Here is an 18,339-nt window from a genome sequence, read left to right as displayed (position 1 = left end):
AACTTTGAAAAAATATCTATTAATTGCTCTATTGTTACTGATATTGGCAGGTATGAGTTTTTCAGTATTTGCTCAAGAAAAAATTACTATTAGACACATGGAACCAGGTGATGAGAAGAAGCTCGGATATGTCCATGAACTTGCCAATAAATACATGGGAAAAAACCCTAATGTTAAGGTTGAAATAATTGAAGTGGGTTGGGGAAATATTTATCAAAAAATGATGAGTATGGCTCAGACCGATAACTTACCTGATGTTATATACGTAGGTTCCCGCTGGATACCTGTATTAGCTGAGATGAAAGCAATTAAGCCCCTTGATCAGTATATGAGTCAAGATAAAAAAGATGACTATACTAAAGCACTGCTGGCAACTGCCCAATATAAAAATAAACAGTATGGTTTACCCAGAGCCTTTTCTACTAAAGCCCTGTTTTATAGAACTGACCTAATTGCAGAACCACCACAAACCTGGGAAGAGCTTATTGAAGTATCCAAAAGAATACAGCAGGAAAACCCGGATATGTATGGGTTCGCTATCGCCGGGGCAAAACATGTTTCTACAACTTCCCAATTTTTTAACTACCTCTTCCAGGCAGGGGGAGAGGTTTTTGATAAAAATGGTGAACCTGTAATTAACAGTGAGGCCGGTGTTAAAGCACTAAAATACTATGTGGATCTTTACCGGAAACACAAAGTTGTTCCTAATCCAGTAGAATATAATCGAGAAGAACTCCCGAATCTTTTTGCCACTGGTAAGATTGCTATGTTTATTTGTGGTCCTTGGGGCAAATCAATTATTGGTCGTTCCCCCGATAATAAAGAAACTCCCTATCAAACTGCGTTAATACCAAAGGGAGACTACCGTAAAAGCATACTGGTCTCTGATTCTTATGTTTTATTTAAAAATGCAGGTGAACAGGTCTGGGATTACCTGAATTTTATTACTAGTTATGAAAATCAGACTTATCAAGATTATGAGTATGGTTCAGTACCAGTTATGAAAGATGCTGCAGATACTGAACAATTCCAAAAAGATGATTTCTTTAAGACCTTTATTGATACTATTGAAACTGGTGAAGCACAACCATTACCGATAGTCTGGGAAACATTTCAGGATATTATGACAGACGCAATTCAGAGTGCCTTAATGGGAGATAAAACTCCCCAGGAGGCCCTTGATCAAGCTGTTATTAGGATAAAAGATGAAGGTATTGCTCCCACTAGATAAATAATTGCCTTCCCTCAGAATATTCTGGGGGAAGACCCTTAATCAGGAGGTAAAGACAATGAGTATTCGTAAAAAGTATCTTCCCTATATCTTTATACTACCAGCGGTTACTTTTATGTTATTAATTGTTGCTTATCCAATTTTATTAACTGTTAGAACTGCTCTTTACCATGAGGTTTTAACACGTCCCTGGGAGGGAGTAGAATTTGCAGGCTTAAGTAATTTTACTAAATTGCTTCAGGATAGGGAATTTTGGGGTGCCTTACAGCGAACCCTTATCTGGACTGTTAGTTCTGTGATGGGCAAAACACTAATTGGACTAGCTATAGCTTTAGTATTAAATCAGAAATTTAAGATAAGAGGGCTTTATAGAACCCTTATTTTAATTCCTTGGGTTACACCTCAGGTTGTTTCAGCTATTATTTGGCGCTGGGTTTATAATGGTGAATATGGTATGTTGAATTATGTTTTTATGAAATTAGGATTTATTAGTGAAGGTATTTCCTGGCTTGGTCATAGGTCGACAGCTTTTATAGCCGCAGTTATTAATGATATGTGGATTGGTATTCCCTTTATGATTGTGGTATTTTTGTCTGGGTTACAGGGGATTCCTCAGGAAATATATGAGGCAGCCCGGGTAGATGGGGCAAATAAGTGGCAGCAATTGTTTAAAATTACATTACCCCAGTTGAAACCTGTCTTTTTAACTGGGACTATCTTGTCAATTATCTGGACTTTTAATTCTTTTAATATTATCTGGGTTTTAACTAAGGGTGGGCCGGTCAATGCCACAGAAACCCTGGTTATTAAAACATATAAAGAGGCCTTTAGTAAATTTGATTTAGGTATTGGTGGCGCTTATGCTGTGACAACCTTTATCTTACTTATGATTTTTAGTTTGTTCTACTGGAATTTATTTAAAGCAAAAGAATAAGTTAAAGGATGGTGATCAAATGAAAAACAAAGGTAGATCTATACAAATATCATTGACCCATATTATAATGATACTTTTTTTAGTGATGTTACTATTTCCTACTGCAGTAATGATCTCGACCTCATTTAAAACCTTTGATAGTGTATTGACCTGGCCTCCTACCTGGATTTCTGAGGATTTACAGTTCGTCAATTATTGGACAGTCTGGGTAGGTGAGTATCAGTTTTATAAACCATTTTTAAATAGTATTTTAATAGCTGGTTCTGTAGGTATATTGTCTCTGACCCTTGGTACGCCAGCTGCTTATGCTATGTCCCGCTACCAATTTAAAGGGAGGAAACTATTTTTGTTTTCTGTACTGGCTACTCAGATGTTTTCTCCCATAGTTTTGTTAGTTCCCTTGTATAAAATAGTAATAAATCTAGGATTAATTAATACATTTACCTCTGTAATTGTAGGTAGAACTGCTTTTGCGTTACCGATGGTTATCTGGCTTTTGCTTGGTTATTTTGAAAACATTCCCCGTGGCCTGGAAGAAGCTGCTATGGTAGACGGTTGTTCATTATTTAAATCCCTATATAGAATAATTCTCCCGCTTGCCGGGCCGGGAATTGCGACAGCTGGTATCTATGCCTTTATCATGGGGTGGAATGATTTGATGTTTTCTTTGACCTTTATAAATGATGCCAGTATGTCGCCAATAACCCTGGCTATGAGTGATTTCGTAGGGAAAAATGTAGTACTCTGGCATGAAATGATGGCGGCTGCTGTTATCTCTATTTTGCCTGTTGCTATTTTATTTTCCTTTGTCCAGAGATTCCTGGTGCAAGGATTAACTGCTGGGGCCGTTAAAGGGTAGAATTTAGTTATCTGTTTAACTTTTATTTAATAAATGGGTAGATTAAAAAATAATTTATTAGAGGTGATTATTAATGTCAGGTCCTGCAACTGTTGCTGTGTTAGGTGCTGGTAATCGCGGAAGAGAGGCTTATGGGAGGTATATACAGGAACACCCTGGTGATATTAAAGCTGTCGCAGTAGCTGAACCAGATGTGACTAAACGCAGACTTTTTGCCAAAGAGCATAATATAGATAAAGATAGACAATTTGCTGACTGGAAAGAATTATTATCCAGGGATAGGCTTGCTGAGGGAATAATAATTGCTACTCTGGATCACATGCATGTCGAGCCAGCTATTCAGGCTATGGACAAAGGCTATAAATTATTGCTGGAAAAACCAATTGCCCCTACATTAGAGGGAGTAAATGAGATCTATCGCAAATATAAAGAGACTAATAGTACAGTACTGGTATCTCATGTGTTGAGGTATACTAATTTTTTTCAGAAATTAAAGGAATTGCTGGATGATAAGGTGATTGGTGCTCTCAGGCTTGTCGATCTGGTTGAAAATATAGGGTTTTATCATTTTGCCCACAGTTATGTCAGGGGTAACTGGCGGAATACAGATCTTGCTGCCCCTATAATTTTAGCCAAGAGCTGTCATGACCTTGATATTTTACATTGGCTTTTAGGAACTAAAACAAAGCTTTTATCTTCACATGCCTCCCGGGAGGTATTTCGGAAAGAAAAACAACCGGAAGGTGCCGGTGACCGTTGTCTTGATTGTGGTATTGAAAATGACTGCCCCTATTCTGCCCGCAAAATCTATTTAGGGGATAATACTGGTTGGCCGGTTTCAGTAATTACCACTGACTTTTCCTATGAAGGTAGGTTTAAGGCCTTACAAGAAGGTCCCTATGGCAAGTGTGTCTGGAAATGTGATAATAATGTACCTGAGGTACAGCGGGTGAATATGACCCAGGAGGATAATACTGAGGTGAATTTTACCCTAACAGCATTTTCTCAGGAGATTAATAGAACGATAAAACTATTTGGGTCACAGGGGGAAATCAGAGGTGATCTTGAACATGGAACTATTCAGGTATTTAAGTTTGGAAAAGATGTTTATAAAATAAGTGTTAAAGAAGGACGGGGTGGACATAGTGGTGGTGATACCGGGCTTATGAACCAGTATGTCGATATATTAAAAAATAATAAAGGTAATAACTGGGCGACATCTTTAGATGTTTCGCTGGAAAGCCATTTAATAGCTTTTGCTGCTGAGGAAGCAAGAAAAAATAAGAAGGTTATTCAATTGGAGGAATGGAGGCCAATAATATAATATTGTCTAATATTAGAATTTTATTGACAAGAATATTTCTGTGTAATATAATAACTATTAAGAAAATTAAAACAATTACCATAATAGCATATTAAAAGGTGTGTTACTGAGATAATTCAGGCATAAGTCTTACCCAGATTTTTTGTGGAGAGGTTTATGCCTTTTTATTATTAATGTTGGTAGAATTGATTAAAGGGGGTGGTAGTCAGTAAATATAATTTGCTTTGTCGTTTTAATCACTATTATGATTTAAAGGAGGATGTTAAATTATGAAGAAAGGATTTTCACAATTACAACGTATTGGTAAGGCCTTAATGCTTCCCATTGCTGTTCTGCCTGTGGCTGCCCTTATGCTCCGTTTTGGGGTTGACCCCTTTAACTTTCCTTTCCTGGCTGCTGCTGGTAGTGCTATTTTTGATAATTTAGCGTTATTATTTGCGATAGGTGTTGCCGTGGGAATTGCTTTTGACAAATCAGGTGCCGCTGGTCTGGCAGGTGCTGTTGGATATCTAATTATAACAAATGCTACTCAGGCTATAAACCCGGATATAAATATGGGGGTACTGGCTGGTATTATTGGCGGCTTAGTAGCAGGGGCTCTTTATAACCGCTATCATGATATAAAACTTCCTGATTACCTGGGTTTCTTTGGAGGAAGAAGGTTTGTGCCGATTGTAACCGGGGCAGCCTGTATCGTACTGGCCTATCTATTTGGCTATATCTGGCCTCCAATTCAAAATGTAATTAATGCAGCTGGACAGTGGGCTATAGATGCAGGGGCAATAGGTGTTGGAGTATATGGATTTTTAAACCGGCTTCTTATTCCTGTGGGACTACATCATGTTCTAAATACCCTGGTCTGGTTTGTCTTTGGTGAATTTACTACAGCAGCTGGAGAAGTAGTAACTGGTGACCTCCACCGCTTTTTTGCCGGAGATCCCAGTGCAGGTATCTTTATGGCTGGCTTTTTCCCGATAATGATGTTTGGGCTGCCCGCTGCTGCCCTGGCCATGTACCGGGCTGCTAAACCAAAATATAGAAAGGCTGTTTCTGGTATATTTATTAGTGTTGCCCTTACCTCTTTCTTGACAGGAATAACAGAACCAATCGAATTTAGTTTTATGTTTCTGGCACCATTACTATACCTCATCCACGCAATTCTGAGTGGCGGTTTCCTTATAGTTGCCTATTTGCTTGGGATTAGACACGGCTTTGGCTTTTCAGCAGGGCTGATTGACTATGTGGTAAATTTTAACCTGGCAGAAAGACCATTATTGCTCATACTACTGGGTATAGGAGCCTTTATTCTTTACTATATAGTATTTGAATTTGCTATTGAGAAATTTAATATAGCTACACCTGGACGCCTTGATGCAGATACTGTTGGGGCTTTTGATATACTACCAGAATCACAGAAAAAAGGAAGTAGTAAGAATAAGACAGTGTCAGCCGGAGGGGTCGATGAAAAAATAAAGAAATTTATTGAATACCTTGGTGGTGTTGAAAATATAAATAAACTTGATTCCTGTATTACCCGTTTGCGTCTGGAAGTTAATGATACTGATAAGATCGATGAAGCAAAATTAAAGAGTATAGGGGTTACCGGGGTGTTAAAAGCCAATAAGACCAATGCTCAGGTAGTAGTTGGAACTCAGGCTGAATTAATTGCAGATGAGATTAATAAGGCACTCGAATAATTAAGATTAACCAAGGGAGTTTTTTCTCCCTTGGTATTTGCCATACCTATAAACAAATGGTACTATCAAGATAAATATTAATTGAAACTCAATTTATGGTATAATATTATATATTATATTTGTATCTCTACTTCTACTTTTCTTAAGGAGATGATCTTAAAAAATAAACAAAGAGGTGATGATAGATAAGCTTAGTAGGGGTACGATTTCTATTTTATGTGTTAAGGAGTAGATTAGTAAATGGGCAAGAAAAGATGCCTTACTAATAGCAGAGAAGGTACTGGAACTGGGTTCAAGTAAGGAAAAAAAGGATTATTTAACTGAAGTAATAAGAAAAGATAGGTGAGTTAAATGAAACTGATTAAAAACATAAAAATTATTAATCACAATAGGGTTAAAGAAGGAGGCATTCTTTTTAACGAGAAAATACTTAAAATACTCGACCAGGAAATAAGTGAACAGGATTCTTATAATGAGGAGTTAGAAATTATTGATGGGGAGGGGAATTACCTAAGTCCTGGTTTTATTGATATTCATATCCATGGTGCTAATGGTTTTGATACCATGGAAGGGAGTTATCAGGCAGTTAACGAGATAAGTAAGGCTGTGATTAAATCTGGTGTTACTTCCTTTTTACCTACAACTATGTCTATGCCCTATGCTGATATCAAAAATGCCTTGAGAAACATAAGAGATGTCATGGAGAAAGGGACTAAAGGGGCTAGGGTTCTAGGAACACATATCGAAGGTCCCTTTCTCAATAAAGATTATAAAGGTGCTCAGGAAGAGAGCCATATTGTATCACCTGACCTGTCATTAATCAAAGAATATATAGATATTACTAAAATAATAACTATTGCCCCTGAACTGGTAGGGGCAGAAGACCTAATCAAGTACCTGGTAGATAATGATGTAATTGTATCTGTAGGTCATTCTGGCGCTAGTTATGAACAGGTTATCAAGGCAAGAGACTGGGGATTATCACATGCTACCCATCTTTTTAATGGCATGTGCGGTCTTCACCATCGTGAACCTGGGGTAGTGGGAGCAGTTTTTAATAGTGATTTGAGTTGTGAGCTAATAGCTGATTTTATACATATTAAACCTGTTGTTTTAGAAATAGTCTTCAAGATTAAGGAATTGGATAAGCTAATCCTGGTAACAGACCAGATGGAAGCAGGTTCGAGAGGAGATGGGGTTTATCAACTTGGTGGTCAAGAAGTAACTGTAAAAGATGGTGCTGCCCGTCTGGCATCAGGGGCATTGGCCGGGAGTGTTTTAACATTAGAACAAGCAGTCAAAAACATTAATTTCTTAAAGATACTTACGTTGCCGCAGATTATCTCCCTGGTTACAGCTAATCCAGCCAGGATGTTGAAAATAGATAATAAACTTGGTAAATTATTGCCGGGATATCAGGCAGATTTAGTTCTGTTAGATAAAGATTTAAATGTAAAAAAAGTATTTAAAGATGGAGAAGAGGTGACAGATTAATGAGAGTAATAATAGAAAAAGATTATCAGACAATGAGCCGTAAAGCAGCCTTATTAGTGGCAAGTCAGGTTAATTTAAAACCCGATAGTGTATTAGGCTTAGCTACCGGGAGTACTCCGGAAGGAATGTATCAGGAGTTAGTTCAGATGTATCACAGGGGGGAAATAGATTTTTCTGAGGTGATAACATTTAACCTTGATGAGTATTATAAACTCACCCCCGATAACAAAGAAAGCTATCACTATTACATGCAGCAAAATCTTTTTAAGCATGTTAATCTTTACTCCGAAAATACTAATATACCACGTGGCATGGTAGAAAATATGGAAACCGAATGTAAGTATTATGAAGAAAAAATCCAGCGGGCAGGAGGAATCGACTTACAGGTTCTGGGGATAGGTTCAAATGGACATATTGGGTTTAATGAACCAGGTGATAGGCTAAATGTTACCACTAAGCTGGTTAAACTTACTGAAGAAACTATTAAGTCCAACAGCCGTTTTTTTGACTCTCCAGAGGAAGTCCCCCGTAAGGCAGTTTCGGTGGGAATGGCTACGATACTAAAAGCCGAAAGGATTATTTTGTTAGCCAGCGGCAGAAATAAAGCAGAGGCAATAAAAAAGACAGTTAATGGTTATGTTGATACCAGAGTTCCTTCATCATTACTGCAGACCCATCCAGAAGTAACCCTGATTATAGATGAAGAAGCTGCTAATTTATTATAGCTACACTAGGCTAGTATATTTGGAATAACAGGAGTTTCCCCATTTTTTCAGTGTATATAAAGAAAAAGTTATCAACAGGCAAAATTGTGGATAATTCATGTTGAGAATGGTTTAAAAATAGTTATCCACAGATTACGCAAAAAAGGTGAAACAAGCTCCTGAATTTGGTATAATTTGTTTGGACACAAAAACCAAAAGGAGTTGTTCCACCTATGAGTAATTATACCAAATTTATTTACCAATTGAAACGAAAAGTAAGCAATTTTTCTAAAAGTATTTCTAAAAACCTATCAAAACCTAAAACTAAATTTATTACTCAAATGATTTATGGTTTACTAAAAGGTCAATCAGTACTTTTAAGTAATATTGCTCGTTCTCTTAAAGAAGATATCCTTTTCAAAAAAACTGTTGAACGTTTATCCAGAAACCTTGAAAATTTTAATCAACAAGAAGAACTAATTACTGATTATCTAAATAAGATTAAACCACATATTGATGATAATACTGTTTTCTGCTGTGACAAATCAGATATAGTAAAACCCTATAGTAAAGAACTGGAGGCTCTTGATAGAGTTAGAGATGGTAGCAAATGTGAAACTGAAAAAGGTTATGATACTTTTGAAATAGCTGCTCTAACTGATAATAAAGAACTGCCTATAGAAGTATACTCTCATATCTACTCAAGTTTAGAATCTGGTTTTAAAAGTAGAAATATTGAAGCATTAAAAGGTCTTAATTTTATTGAAAAGCATTTTGGAAAAAAAGGTATTTATGCCCTTGATAGAGGCTATGATGCCAATCTTTATTATAAATATTTTACTGATAGCAATAAAGATTTTGTAATTAGGGCTAAAAGTAACCGCAATCTTATTTATAAAGGCAGAAGCATAAATATTAAGAAAATAGCTGATCTATACAAAGGTAAATATGTCTATTGCTATACCAACCAGGATAACAAAGAAAGAAAATTAAAATTTAGTTATGCTCCAATTAAATTACCAGCTTTAAAAGATAAAAAGTTAACTCTTGTAATCGTTAGAGGCCTTGGAAATAATCCAATGATGTTAATTACAAATTTAAGGCCAAAGGCTAAAAAACTTACTCTTACCATTTTAAAAGCATATATTAAAAGATGGAGAATAGAAGAATATTTTAGATTCAAAAAACAGAAGTTTGACTTTGAAAATTTTAGAGTAAGATCTTTAAAAAGAATAAGAAATTTAGATTTAATTTTATCAATAGCAATAGGATTTTTAGCTCTATTTTCAAACAAGAAAAAACAGACCGAACTCAAGATAATTGTAAAGAAGGTTTCTGATAGAATATTTAATCTCCCGGATTTTGATTATTATGCAATAGCAGATGGTTTTAAAGCTATTTTAGAGAAATCATACACTGGAATAAATTCGTTTTTAAAAAGTTATTACCAAAAACAGCGATCACAAAACAATTTACAACTTTCTTTACCACTATGACAGTAAAGGTTAGTTTTTGCTATTTTTAAAAATGGGGAAACTCATTTATTTGGAATAATCATTGACAATTTGGAAAAAATAATATATTATAAAAATAATACATTATATACATTATAATACAGACTATTAAATGGTGTGTTACTGATTAGCAGGCATAAACCAGGAAGAGGGGGGAGTTATCTCTCTTTTCCTGGTTTTTTAATTATTTTAACTCAAGGGGGTAGCAGATGTCAGACAAGGTAAGCTGTAGAGTTAAAAAGGTGTTTAATAATAATGTGATTCTTATTAAGAGAAAAAACGGTGAAGAAGAAGTCCTGCTCGGTAAGGGAATTGGTTTTGGGAAAAAGAGAGGTCAATTATTAGAATTGGAACCATCTAAAATAGAGAAATCGTTTGTAACCTATGATGAAAAATTCAAAAAACAGTACTTTAATCTGCTCAATGACCTGGATGGAGAGATAATAGGTCTCTGTGAAGAGATTATCTCACTTGCAGAAAAAGAACTAGGTAGACTTAACCAGCATATTCATATTGCCCTTACTGACCACATCAGCTTTGCAGTAGAAAGACTTTCTGAGGGAATGCTGATTGATAACCCCTTTTTGGAAGAAATAAAAGTTTTATACAATGAAGAGTACAAAGTAGCCATAAAGGCTGTAGAGATAATTAGTAAACGATTGGATATAAATCTACCTGAGGCTGAAATTGGATTTATTACGATGCACCTTTATGCTGCCCGGGAAAATAGTGATGTGAAAAATACACTAAGAGATATCTCTCTTATAAATGAACTTGTAAATACTATAGAAAAAGAGTTAGAGATATCTTTGCAGGTTGGAGAGTTAAGTTATATTCGCTTGATTAATCATCTACATTTTAGTATTGAGAGGGCCAGGAAAAAGTCAAAGGTTAGGAACCCTTTAATAGACAGGGTTAAGACTGAGTTTGTGGATTCTTACCACCTGGCTGGAAAATTAAGTCAGCTTATTAAAGATAAACTTGGTATACAGATAAATGAGGCTGAACAGGGATATATGGCTATTCACCTACAGAGGTTAAAGGAGACATTGTAATGCAATAATTTATAAATATGAAGGAGTTGAAAAGATGAAAAAAATATTAATTTTATTAAAAAACCGAAAACAATAGTAATAAAATCCCCCTTAAAGGGAAAGCTTGTTAACCTGGTTGATGTACCAGATCCTGTTTTTGCTGAAAAGATGATAGGGGATGGTGTAGCCATTAAACCTCTTGATAAGAATGTATATGCCCCGGTTAGTGGTAAAATTGTTCAATTGTTTCATACAAACCATGCCCTGGGTATCGAAATAGCTGGTGGCTTGGAATTACTCCTGCACCTAGGTTTAGATACTGTTAAACTTAAAGGAGAGGGATTTACAGCACTGGTTGAAGAGAAACAGCAGGTTAGAACTGGTGATAAGTTGTTTGAAGTAGATTGGGATATAATACGGGAAAAGGCAGTATCAACAATAACACCAGTAGTAATCACTAATATGGAAGTAGTAGAAAAAATGGAAGTTTTGGTAGAGGGAGAGCTTTCGGTTGGTGATGATTTATATAGGGTTATTACCAGCTGATAAGCAAATAAAATTAAATCTTTCAAGGTGGTGGGGTTATGATGGAGGGAAAAGCAATAATTCCAAATGAAACAGGCCTTCATGCCAGACCTGCTTCATTATTTGTTAACAAAGCTAAGAATTATAAATCAGATATAAAACTAATTTTAGGAGAGAAGGAGGTCAATGGGAAAAGTATCCTTGGAGTAATGAGTCTGGGTGCAAAAAAAGACGCCCAAATTACTATTAAAGCTAGTGGTGAAGATGATAAAGAAGCTGTAGAAGGATTGATTTCATTTATTGAAGAAGAATTAGCTGACTAAAAGAGGGTGTTAAAATGGAGGAGTTAATAGGTGTAGCCGCTTCGTCGGGTATAGCTATAGGAAAGGTTCAGCTTAAACAAAAAAACAAGTTAAGCTATACTACTAATAAAATAAAGGAAGATGAAATAGATAAAGAAATTAATTCTTTAATGAGTTCATTAAAAAAAGCTATTAAAGAATTGGAAATATTACAGGAAAATGCTAGGGATAAGATGGGTGAAGAAGAAGCAGAGATATTTGCAGTCCAGGTCACAATACTAAGTGATCCTGACTTGCTGGATTTAATAGAGAATAAAATAAAAAATGATAAGCTAAATGCAGCAGCAGCCCTTGCTGAATCAATTGAGGAATATGTCCTTATATTTAAAAGTATGCCTGATGAATATATGCGAGAGCGGGCAGCAGATGTAAGACATGCTGGTGATAGGGTTTTAAAAATATTGTCGGGCAGCCATGAAGAGAGTGAAGCCCTAAGTGCTGACAGTATTTTAGTAGCTGAGGATTTGACAGCTGCTGATATTGTTAATATTGATACAGAGATGGTTAAGGCCATCATTACTAGAGAAGGCTCGAAGACCTCTCATGTGGCTATTATGGCCCGCTCCTTAGGGATTGCCAGGCAGTAGGTTGCTGTTGAGGAGAGATTACTCACAAAGGAAAATCAGGGGAAAAAAATAATTGTTGATGGTAATACCTGGTAAGATTATTATCAATCCGGAGAAAGAAACAATAAAGAAATATGAAGATAAAATAGTAGAGCAACAGCATAAACAGGAGAGATTAGTTAAGTTTATTGATAAAAAAGCTCTTACAGCAGATGGTGTAGAGCTAGAAATATTGGGTAATATTGGAGATGTTGCTGAGACCTCTAATGTTTTAGAAAATGGCGGACAGGGAATTGGTTTGTTTCGCACCGAGTTTCTCTTTATGAACAGGAATGAATTACCCACAGAGGAAGAACAATTTAATGTATATAAAATAGTAGCCGAAAAATTCAAGGAACTACCAGTAACAATCAGAACCCTTGATATAGGTGGTGATAAAAACCTCCCGTTTTTTGATCTGCCAGCAGAAGAAAATCCCTTTCTAGGATATCGGGCAACCAGAGTAATGCTTGATACTGCTGAAATATTCAAAAAACAATTACGGGCTATTCTCAGGGCCAGTAACTTTGGAAAGTTGAAAATAATGTTTCCCTTTATAACTGCTGTAGAGGAATTAAGGAAGGCAAAAGAAATAGTAAATGAGGTTAAAAAAGAACTGCTAAGTGCCGGAATAGATTTTAATAAAGATATAGAAGTTGGAATTATGGTAGAAATACCTGCTACAGCAATGATCATAGATTTGCTGGCTGAGGAGGCTGATTTTTTAAGTATAGGAACTAATGACCTTATCCAATATACCAATGCTGTTGATAGGAATAATAGTAAGGTCAAAGACCTGTATACACCATATTACCCTGCTGTACTAAGGATACTTAAGAAAATAATTACAGATGCGCAACAATACAATATTCCACTTAGTATCTGTGGTGAGGCAGCAGCTGATGAATTACTACTACCCTTTTTACTGGGGACTGGAATAAATAAATTAAGTATGAGTTCTTCTTCTATACTGGAGACCAAGGAATTAATTAGCAAATGGATAATAAAGGATGCCAGGAGGGTTGCTGAAGAGGCATGTCAGTTAAAGAGTGCAGCTGATGTTAAAGAATATCTACATGGTATCAAAAGGTAAAAAGAAAGGGTTTTACTGACTGATGCAGAAATAATTGTATCAGCTGATAGAGATCTGGTAAATCCAGCAGGTTTTAAAGTGATTATGGAATTAGCAGATAGTATAGGAAGACTGTTGGTGCTACCAGCTTATATAGGCTGGTAGTTTTTGCTTTTGTATGATAAAATAATTTATATAATGATTATTAAATAAAAAATAGGAAGCATATAAATTAGGAGGGAAAAATTATATGATAGAAAAATCAACTATCAGAGATCCCGAACTGGCTGATAAGGGCTGGAAGAAGATCCAGTGGGTGGCCGGTAGGATGGATATCTTGAATGAGATTTTAAAGGAATATGAGGATGAACAGCCTTTAGCTGGAAAGAACCTGGCTATCTGTCTTCATCTGGAGGCCAAGACAGCCTATATGGCCTATGTCGCTAATAAACTGGGGGCCAGGGTAGCTATCTGTGGGAGTAATCCCCTATCAACCCAGGATGATGTGGCTGCTGGTCTGGCCGCCCATGGTGTGGAAGTACACAGCTGGTATGGGGCAACAGATGAGGAATATAGGGAGCATATCAATAAAGTCTTGGATATTAAACCAGACCTGATTATAGATGATGGTGGTGACCTGGTAGAATTAGTCCATACAAAGCGTAAGGACTTGATAGATAAGATTATTGGTGGTTCAGAGGAAACAACTACTGGTATCCATCGTTTAAAAGCCATGGAAAATGATGGAGTCCTGGCCTTTCCCATGATGGCTGTTAATGATGCCCTCTGTAAATACCTTTTTGATAACAGGTATGGTACTGGGCAATCTGTCTGGGACGGTATTATGCGGACTACTAATCTAGTAGTAGCTGGTAAGAATGTAGTAGTGGCTGGTTACGGCTGGTGTGGTAAAGGTGTAGCTATGAGGGCAAAGGGTCTAGGCGGCCGGGTCATAGTAACTGAGGTAGACCCCATTAAAGCCAGTGAGGCCTGGATGGATGGATTCCAGGTAATGCCGATGCAGGAGGCTGCAAAGGTAGGAGACTTTTTTATTACTGTAACCGGCTGTAAAGATGTTATCTGTAGAGAACACTTTAAGGTTATGAAGGATGGGGCTGTTTTGGCCAATGCTGGTCATTTCGATGTAGAGATAAGCAAGCCGGACTTAAGGGAGCTGGCTGTTAAAGAAGAAGAAGCCAGAAATAATATCCAGCTCTATGAACTGGCAGACGGACGAAAAATATACCTGCTGGCCGAAGGTAGACTGGTAAACCTGGCAGCAGGTGACGGTCATCCGGCAGAGATAATGGATATGAGTTTTGCCTTACAGTTGTCTTCCCTATTATACCTATTAGATAATAAAATGACTAATGCTGTCCATAAAGTGCCGGTAGAGATAGATAATAAAGTAGCCAGACTTAAACTCAAGTCCCTGGGATTAGCTGTAGATGAATTATCAAAAGAACAAGAGGCTTATCTCAGTGGCTGGCAGCATGAGTAAAAGAGAATGATAAACAAACAGCAAAGCCCTCTCAGCGATATGTTGAGAGGGTTTAAAAAAATTAATTTATTTTTCTTTTTAAAATAAATATATCCCGTTCATTTTGCTGTTCCTTATGTTTCAAGAAAGCGATATCTTCACTGATATTATCCAGTTTTTCATTAACTGTTGTCCGAAATTCCAGTAAACCAGCAGTTTGTTCAAAGATAGCCAGCTGACGGTTACTAATGTTATCGACCTTAATATTTAAATCATCCAGTTTCTTGGTATTTCCACTTACTTTCTTATTTAAAATCTCCAATCTAGCAGTATTATCAGTGACCTTTTCATTTAAGTTATTTAACCTGGCAGTGTTTTGATCTACTTTTTCATCCAGGTTATCTAGTCTGACAGTATTTTCGTCCACTTTCTCATTCAAGCTATCCAGTCTGGCAGTATTTTCATCCACTTTCTCACTTAATACTTTAACATCATTTTTCAAATCAGCAACATCATCTTTTAGACCGGAGACCTCACTATGAACTACTTCACGAATACTATTAATTAATTCCTCATTACTCAATAATTTTCCCTCCTTTGCATAGTAATATGTCTATAAGTAAATTGTTATTATAGGTCCAAATTATGTAATTATAATATCATAAAAAGGGGTGAAAAGCAATCAAAAAAGAACAAATGTTTTAGCTGTATATGACCCTTTTTGATTAGAATGTCTGGCTTGCTAAGCTCAATATAATGGTGTACAATGATAATGGATATATACACCAGCGTATAGGAGGTTTTTATTATGATTAGAAAGCAAATTTATCTTGATGAAACAATGATTACTCAGATTCGGAAAATAGCAGTAGATAAAAATATTTCACAGTCTGAAGTAATTCGTCGGTCATTGTTTGAGTATATTAAAAATGAACAAGTAAAGGGAAAGATTAAAGATCCTCTGCAAGAATTACTTGGTATAGTTGATCTGCCGCTAGCAGATGGTTCTGAAAACCATGATGACTATATTTACGGAGGAAAGAATAATGCTTAATGATAAGATTTTTATAGATACAGGGGCCTGGATTGCCTGTATGAATAAAAGTGATATACATCATCAATCCTCTGTTTCATATATGATGGAATTGAGAAAAAAACAGACACCTTTAATTACATCTAATTATGTTATAGATGAAACACTGACCTGGTTTAGCTATCATAATTTACATGATATAGCTGTTAAAGTAATGGGTCTGTGGCAGGAAGCTGAGAAAAATAATTCTTTAAAAATTTACTGGGTAGACAAAGCAATTTCAAAGGAAGCATGGGAAATTTTCTATAAATTTTCTGAACACAGATTATCTTTTACTGATTGCACTTCTTTTGCAATATGTAAAGAAATAAAGGTTCAAAAGATATTTGGTTTTGATAGTCATTTTAATATACTGGGTTTTTTGTTAAGCCCATATCAGATTCAGGAAAATCAGGCTAAATATGATGTTTTGAAACCATAGTTAAAGGTGCTTAAACTGTATGCGTATATAAAAACTACTAGTTTATTATAAAACCGGTAGTATTTATTTTGTTGTGATAAAATAAATACTAGAAAGTTGTTACATATTTATTTAAAAATATTATCAACAAAATTGGTAAAAGAGGGGGAATGCCTTGAAGAAATTTAATGTAACCGGGCTTTGTATCCCATAAGAGCATTATATGGTTGATGGAGTAAGAAAATAGAAAAGATAGAACTGATTTTCCTGTAGAGATGTCTTTTTCAGCAGAAGAAATAGAGACAATGCTCTTAGAATATGAAAAAGAAACTGGCATAAAGATGGATACAAAGCTGCTGGCAAGTGAAACCAGGAATAAAAGAAGGATGAATGTAGTTATAACCTTTGGTCGGAAAAAATATATCGTAGAACTTAAGCTCTGGAATGGTAAGAAATATGAAGAAAAAGGCTTAAAACAGCTTAGTGAATATTTAGAAATACAGGGATTAGAGACAGGATATATGCTGGTATTTAACTTTAATAAGAATAAAGAATATAAAGCAGAATGGTTAATGTTAGTGAATATTTAGAAATACAGGGATTAGAGACAGGATATATGCTGGTATTTAACTTTAATAAGAATAAAGAATATAAAGCAGAATGGTTAGAAATAGAGGGTAAAGGTATTTTTGAAGTAAGTGTATAGAGAATAAGTTAAATTTTTTTTTTGATAGGAATTTAGTGTTACCTATGTTTTTGTTATTCGTTGTAAAGGGAGGTGCTATTATGACAGGAATTAATATGTCCAATGTGAAAATAAAAAATAGGGCTTCTATTTTAAGAGTATTAAAAAGTGAAGGTTCTTTATCTAGAAAAGATATAGCTAATAAAATAGGGCTTACTCCAGCAGCTGTAAGTATTTTAGTTGGTGAGTTAATTTCAGAAAAAATAGTTAAGGAGAGAGGAGAAGTAGAAGATAGTACAAAAAAAGTAGGTAGAAAAAAAATATTAGTTGATATTAATTATAATAAATATTATGTAATTGGGGTAGATATTGGTTTAGAATTTACTAAGATAGGAATAGCCAATTTAAAAGGTAATATTTTAAACTCAATGCTTATTACTACAAATAAAGATTTAAAACCCAAAGAATTTTTAAAAGAGCTGGCACAAAAGTGTATGAGTTTTTTATGGAGTAATAATGTTCTTAAGGAGAATATTTTAGGCTTTGGAGTGGGGATTATTGGTGTAGTAGATTTTAAAAAGGGGATTAGTAAACATGCCTATGGGTTGTGGAATCAAGAGGTTCCAATTAAAAAGATTTTAGAGGATATTTTACAGGCAAATGTCATTGTAGATAACAATGTAAGGGCTCTTGCCTTAGCAGAAATCGACCATAATAATCAAACTAGAGGTAATAATATTTTGTTTGTAAAGCATGGGCCGGGAATTGGTTCGGCTATGATTATTAATAAAGAAATATATTATGGTAGTACAAATATGGCCGGAGAGATAGGGCATATGATTTTAGATAGTAATGGTTCACTATGCCGTTGCGGGAAAAGGGGTTGTTTGGAAACTATAGTATCGAAAAAGGCAGTTATAAACAAACTACAAGAAAAAACTCCCCAGGATACTACTTTAGATTTAAATATGTATAAAGATTTAAATTTTAAAACTTTATTAGATGAAACTGAATTGGAAAAAGGAGATATAATTAAGCTTATTAATGAAATGGCATTTTATATGGGCTTAGGTATATCTAATGTGATTACTATTTATGACCCTAATAAAGTCATTTTACATGGTGAACTATTTAAATATAAGATATTTATGCTTGAATTAAAGAATAATTTAAAAAATATGCTACCTAATAATAATCTAAAAGGATTTATTTTATTAAGTGAATTGAAAGAGGGATATATTAGTGGTACTTCAATAGCTATTCAAAATTTCTTTTTTAAAACAGGAGGAATTATCCCTAAATTAACGATAAAAGGCAATTGATTAA

Annotated in this window: 20 protein-coding genes; 19 read left to right on the top strand and 1 reads right to left on the bottom strand. The window is 35.3% G+C overall.

Going from position 1 to position 18,339, the window contains the following annotated elements; all coding sequences use genetic code 11:
* The first annotated feature begins 4 nt into the window (after nt 1-4).
* The 14 genes from GM661_RS18395 (at nt 5) to GM661_RS18330 (ending at nt 14,856) form a co-directional block, all read left to right on the top strand.
* Nucleotides 5-1,231 carry an ABC transporter substrate-binding protein gene (locus tag GM661_RS18395; RefSeq protein ID WP_230868113.1) on the top strand — a complete coding sequence of 409 codons (1,227 nt, stop codon included), beginning with the start codon at nt 5-7 and terminating at the stop codon, nt 1,229-1,231.
* A gap of 58 nt (nt 1,232-1,289) precedes the next feature.
* Nucleotides 1,290-2,165 carry a carbohydrate ABC transporter permease gene (locus GM661_RS18390; protein WP_230868112.1) on the top strand — a complete coding sequence of 292 codons (876 nt, stop codon included), beginning with the start codon at nt 1,290-1,292 and terminating at the stop codon, nt 2,163-2,165.
* Between the two features lie 19 nt (nt 2,166-2,184).
* On the top strand, nt 2,185-3,024 hold the full coding sequence (locus GM661_RS18385; protein ID WP_230868111.1) for a carbohydrate ABC transporter permease: 840 nt from the start codon (nt 2,185-2,187) through the stop codon (nt 3,022-3,024).
* Nucleotides 3,025-3,097: 73 nt separating this feature from the next.
* On the top strand, nt 3,098-4,348 hold the full coding sequence (locus GM661_RS18380) for a Gfo/Idh/MocA family protein (RefSeq protein WP_230868110.1): 1,251 nt from the start codon (nt 3,098-3,100) through the stop codon (nt 4,346-4,348).
* Nucleotides 4,349-4,617: 269 nt separating this feature from the next.
* A complete protein-coding gene (gene nagE / locus GM661_RS18375; RefSeq protein ID WP_230868109.1) occupies nt 4,618-6,045 on the top strand; it encodes an N-acetylglucosamine-specific PTS transporter subunit IIBC in 1,428 nt (475 codons plus the stop codon).
* Between the two features lie 351 nt (nt 6,046-6,396).
* Nucleotides 6,397-7,539, top strand: a complete 1,143-nt coding sequence (nagA, locus tag GM661_RS18370) for an N-acetylglucosamine-6-phosphate deacetylase (RefSeq protein ID WP_230868108.1) — start codon at nt 6,397-6,399, stop codon at nt 7,537-7,539.
* Nucleotides 7,539-8,264, top strand: coding sequence for a glucosamine-6-phosphate deaminase (nagB, locus tag GM661_RS18365; RefSeq protein ID WP_230868107.1), 726 nt, complete (start codon nt 7,539-7,541; stop codon nt 8,262-8,264). Before nagA ends, nagB begins: the two co-directional genes overlap by 1 nt.
* 212 nt (nt 8,265-8,476) lie before the next feature.
* On the top strand, nt 8,477-9,739 hold the full coding sequence (locus GM661_RS18360; protein ID WP_230868106.1) for a transposase: 1,263 nt from the start codon (nt 8,477-8,479) through the stop codon (nt 9,737-9,739).
* A gap of 227 nt (nt 9,740-9,966) precedes the next feature.
* Nucleotides 9,967-10,812, top strand: coding sequence for a PRD domain-containing protein (locus GM661_RS18355; protein WP_230868105.1), 846 nt, complete (start codon nt 9,967-9,969; stop codon nt 10,810-10,812).
* Nucleotides 10,813-10,857: 45 nt separating this feature from the next.
* Nucleotides 10,858-11,337, top strand: a complete 480-nt coding sequence (locus tag GM661_RS18350; RefSeq protein ID WP_230869825.1) for a PTS sugar transporter subunit IIA — start codon at nt 10,858-10,860, stop codon at nt 11,335-11,337.
* A gap of 38 nt (nt 11,338-11,375) precedes the next feature.
* A complete protein-coding gene (locus GM661_RS18345) occupies nt 11,376-11,639 on the top strand; it encodes an HPr family phosphocarrier protein (RefSeq protein WP_230868104.1) in 264 nt (87 codons plus the stop codon).
* A 14-nt stretch (nt 11,640-11,653) separates the two neighbouring features.
* On the top strand, nt 11,654-12,265 hold the full coding sequence (locus tag GM661_RS18340) for a phosphoenolpyruvate-utilizing N-terminal domain-containing protein (RefSeq protein WP_230868103.1): 612 nt from the start codon (nt 11,654-11,656) through the stop codon (nt 12,263-12,265).
* Between the two features lie 58 nt (nt 12,266-12,323).
* Nucleotides 12,324-13,376 carry a phosphoenolpyruvate--protein phosphotransferase gene (gene ptsP, locus GM661_RS18335; protein ID WP_230869824.1) on the top strand — a complete coding sequence of 351 codons (1,053 nt, stop codon included), beginning with the start codon at nt 12,324-12,326 and terminating at the stop codon, nt 13,374-13,376.
* A 229-nt stretch (nt 13,377-13,605) separates the two neighbouring features.
* A complete protein-coding gene (locus tag GM661_RS18330; RefSeq protein ID WP_230868102.1) occupies nt 13,606-14,856 on the top strand; it encodes an adenosylhomocysteinase in 1,251 nt (416 codons plus the stop codon).
* A gap of 61 nt (nt 14,857-14,917) precedes the next feature.
* Here the strand turns inward: GM661_RS18330 and GM661_RS18325 are convergent, their stop codons facing one another.
* The gene (locus GM661_RS18325; protein WP_230868101.1) at nt 14,918-15,418 is read right to left on the bottom strand and encodes a kinetochore Spc7 family protein; all 501 of its coding nucleotides are present in this window, start codon (nt 15,416-15,418) and stop codon (nt 14,918-14,920) included.
* 225 nt (nt 15,419-15,643) lie between these two features.
* Between GM661_RS18325 and GM661_RS18320 the strand changes: the two genes are divergently transcribed.
* From GM661_RS18320 to GM661_RS18300, 5 genes are all read left to right on the top strand, one after another.
* Complete coding sequence (locus tag GM661_RS18320) at nt 15,644-15,889, top strand: ribbon-helix-helix domain-containing protein (protein WP_230868100.1); 246 nt, start codon at nt 15,644-15,646, stop codon at nt 15,887-15,889.
* Nucleotides 15,882-16,349 carry a type II toxin-antitoxin system VapC family toxin gene (locus GM661_RS18315; protein WP_230868099.1) on the top strand — a complete coding sequence of 156 codons (468 nt, stop codon included), beginning with the start codon at nt 15,882-15,884 and terminating at the stop codon, nt 16,347-16,349. The genes GM661_RS18320 and GM661_RS18315 overlap by 8 nt, the downstream gene beginning before the upstream one ends.
* Nucleotides 16,350-16,633: 284 nt before the next feature.
* Nucleotides 16,634-16,918, top strand: coding sequence for a GxxExxY protein (locus GM661_RS18310; protein ID WP_230868098.1), 285 nt, complete (start codon nt 16,634-16,636; stop codon nt 16,916-16,918).
* Entirely contained in the window at nt 16,894-17,034 is a 141-nt protein-coding gene (locus tag GM661_RS18305; RefSeq protein ID WP_230868097.1) for a hypothetical protein, read from the top strand. Before GM661_RS18310 ends, GM661_RS18305 begins: the two co-directional genes overlap by 25 nt.
* 80 nt (nt 17,035-17,114) lie before the next feature.
* Entirely contained in the window at nt 17,115-18,335 is a 1,221-nt protein-coding gene (locus tag GM661_RS18300; RefSeq protein WP_230868096.1) for an ROK family transcriptional regulator, read from the top strand.
* Nucleotides 18,336-18,339: the final 4 nt, after the last annotated feature.

It is taken from the genome of Iocasia fonsfrigidae (assembly GCF_017751145.1).
In the GTDB taxonomy this organism is placed as follows: Bacteria; Bacillota; Halanaerobiia; order Halanaerobiales; family DTU029; genus Iocasia; species Iocasia fonsfrigidae.
Note: the sequence above shows the minus strand (reverse complement) of the source record. Positions and strands in the feature narration are given on the sequence as shown.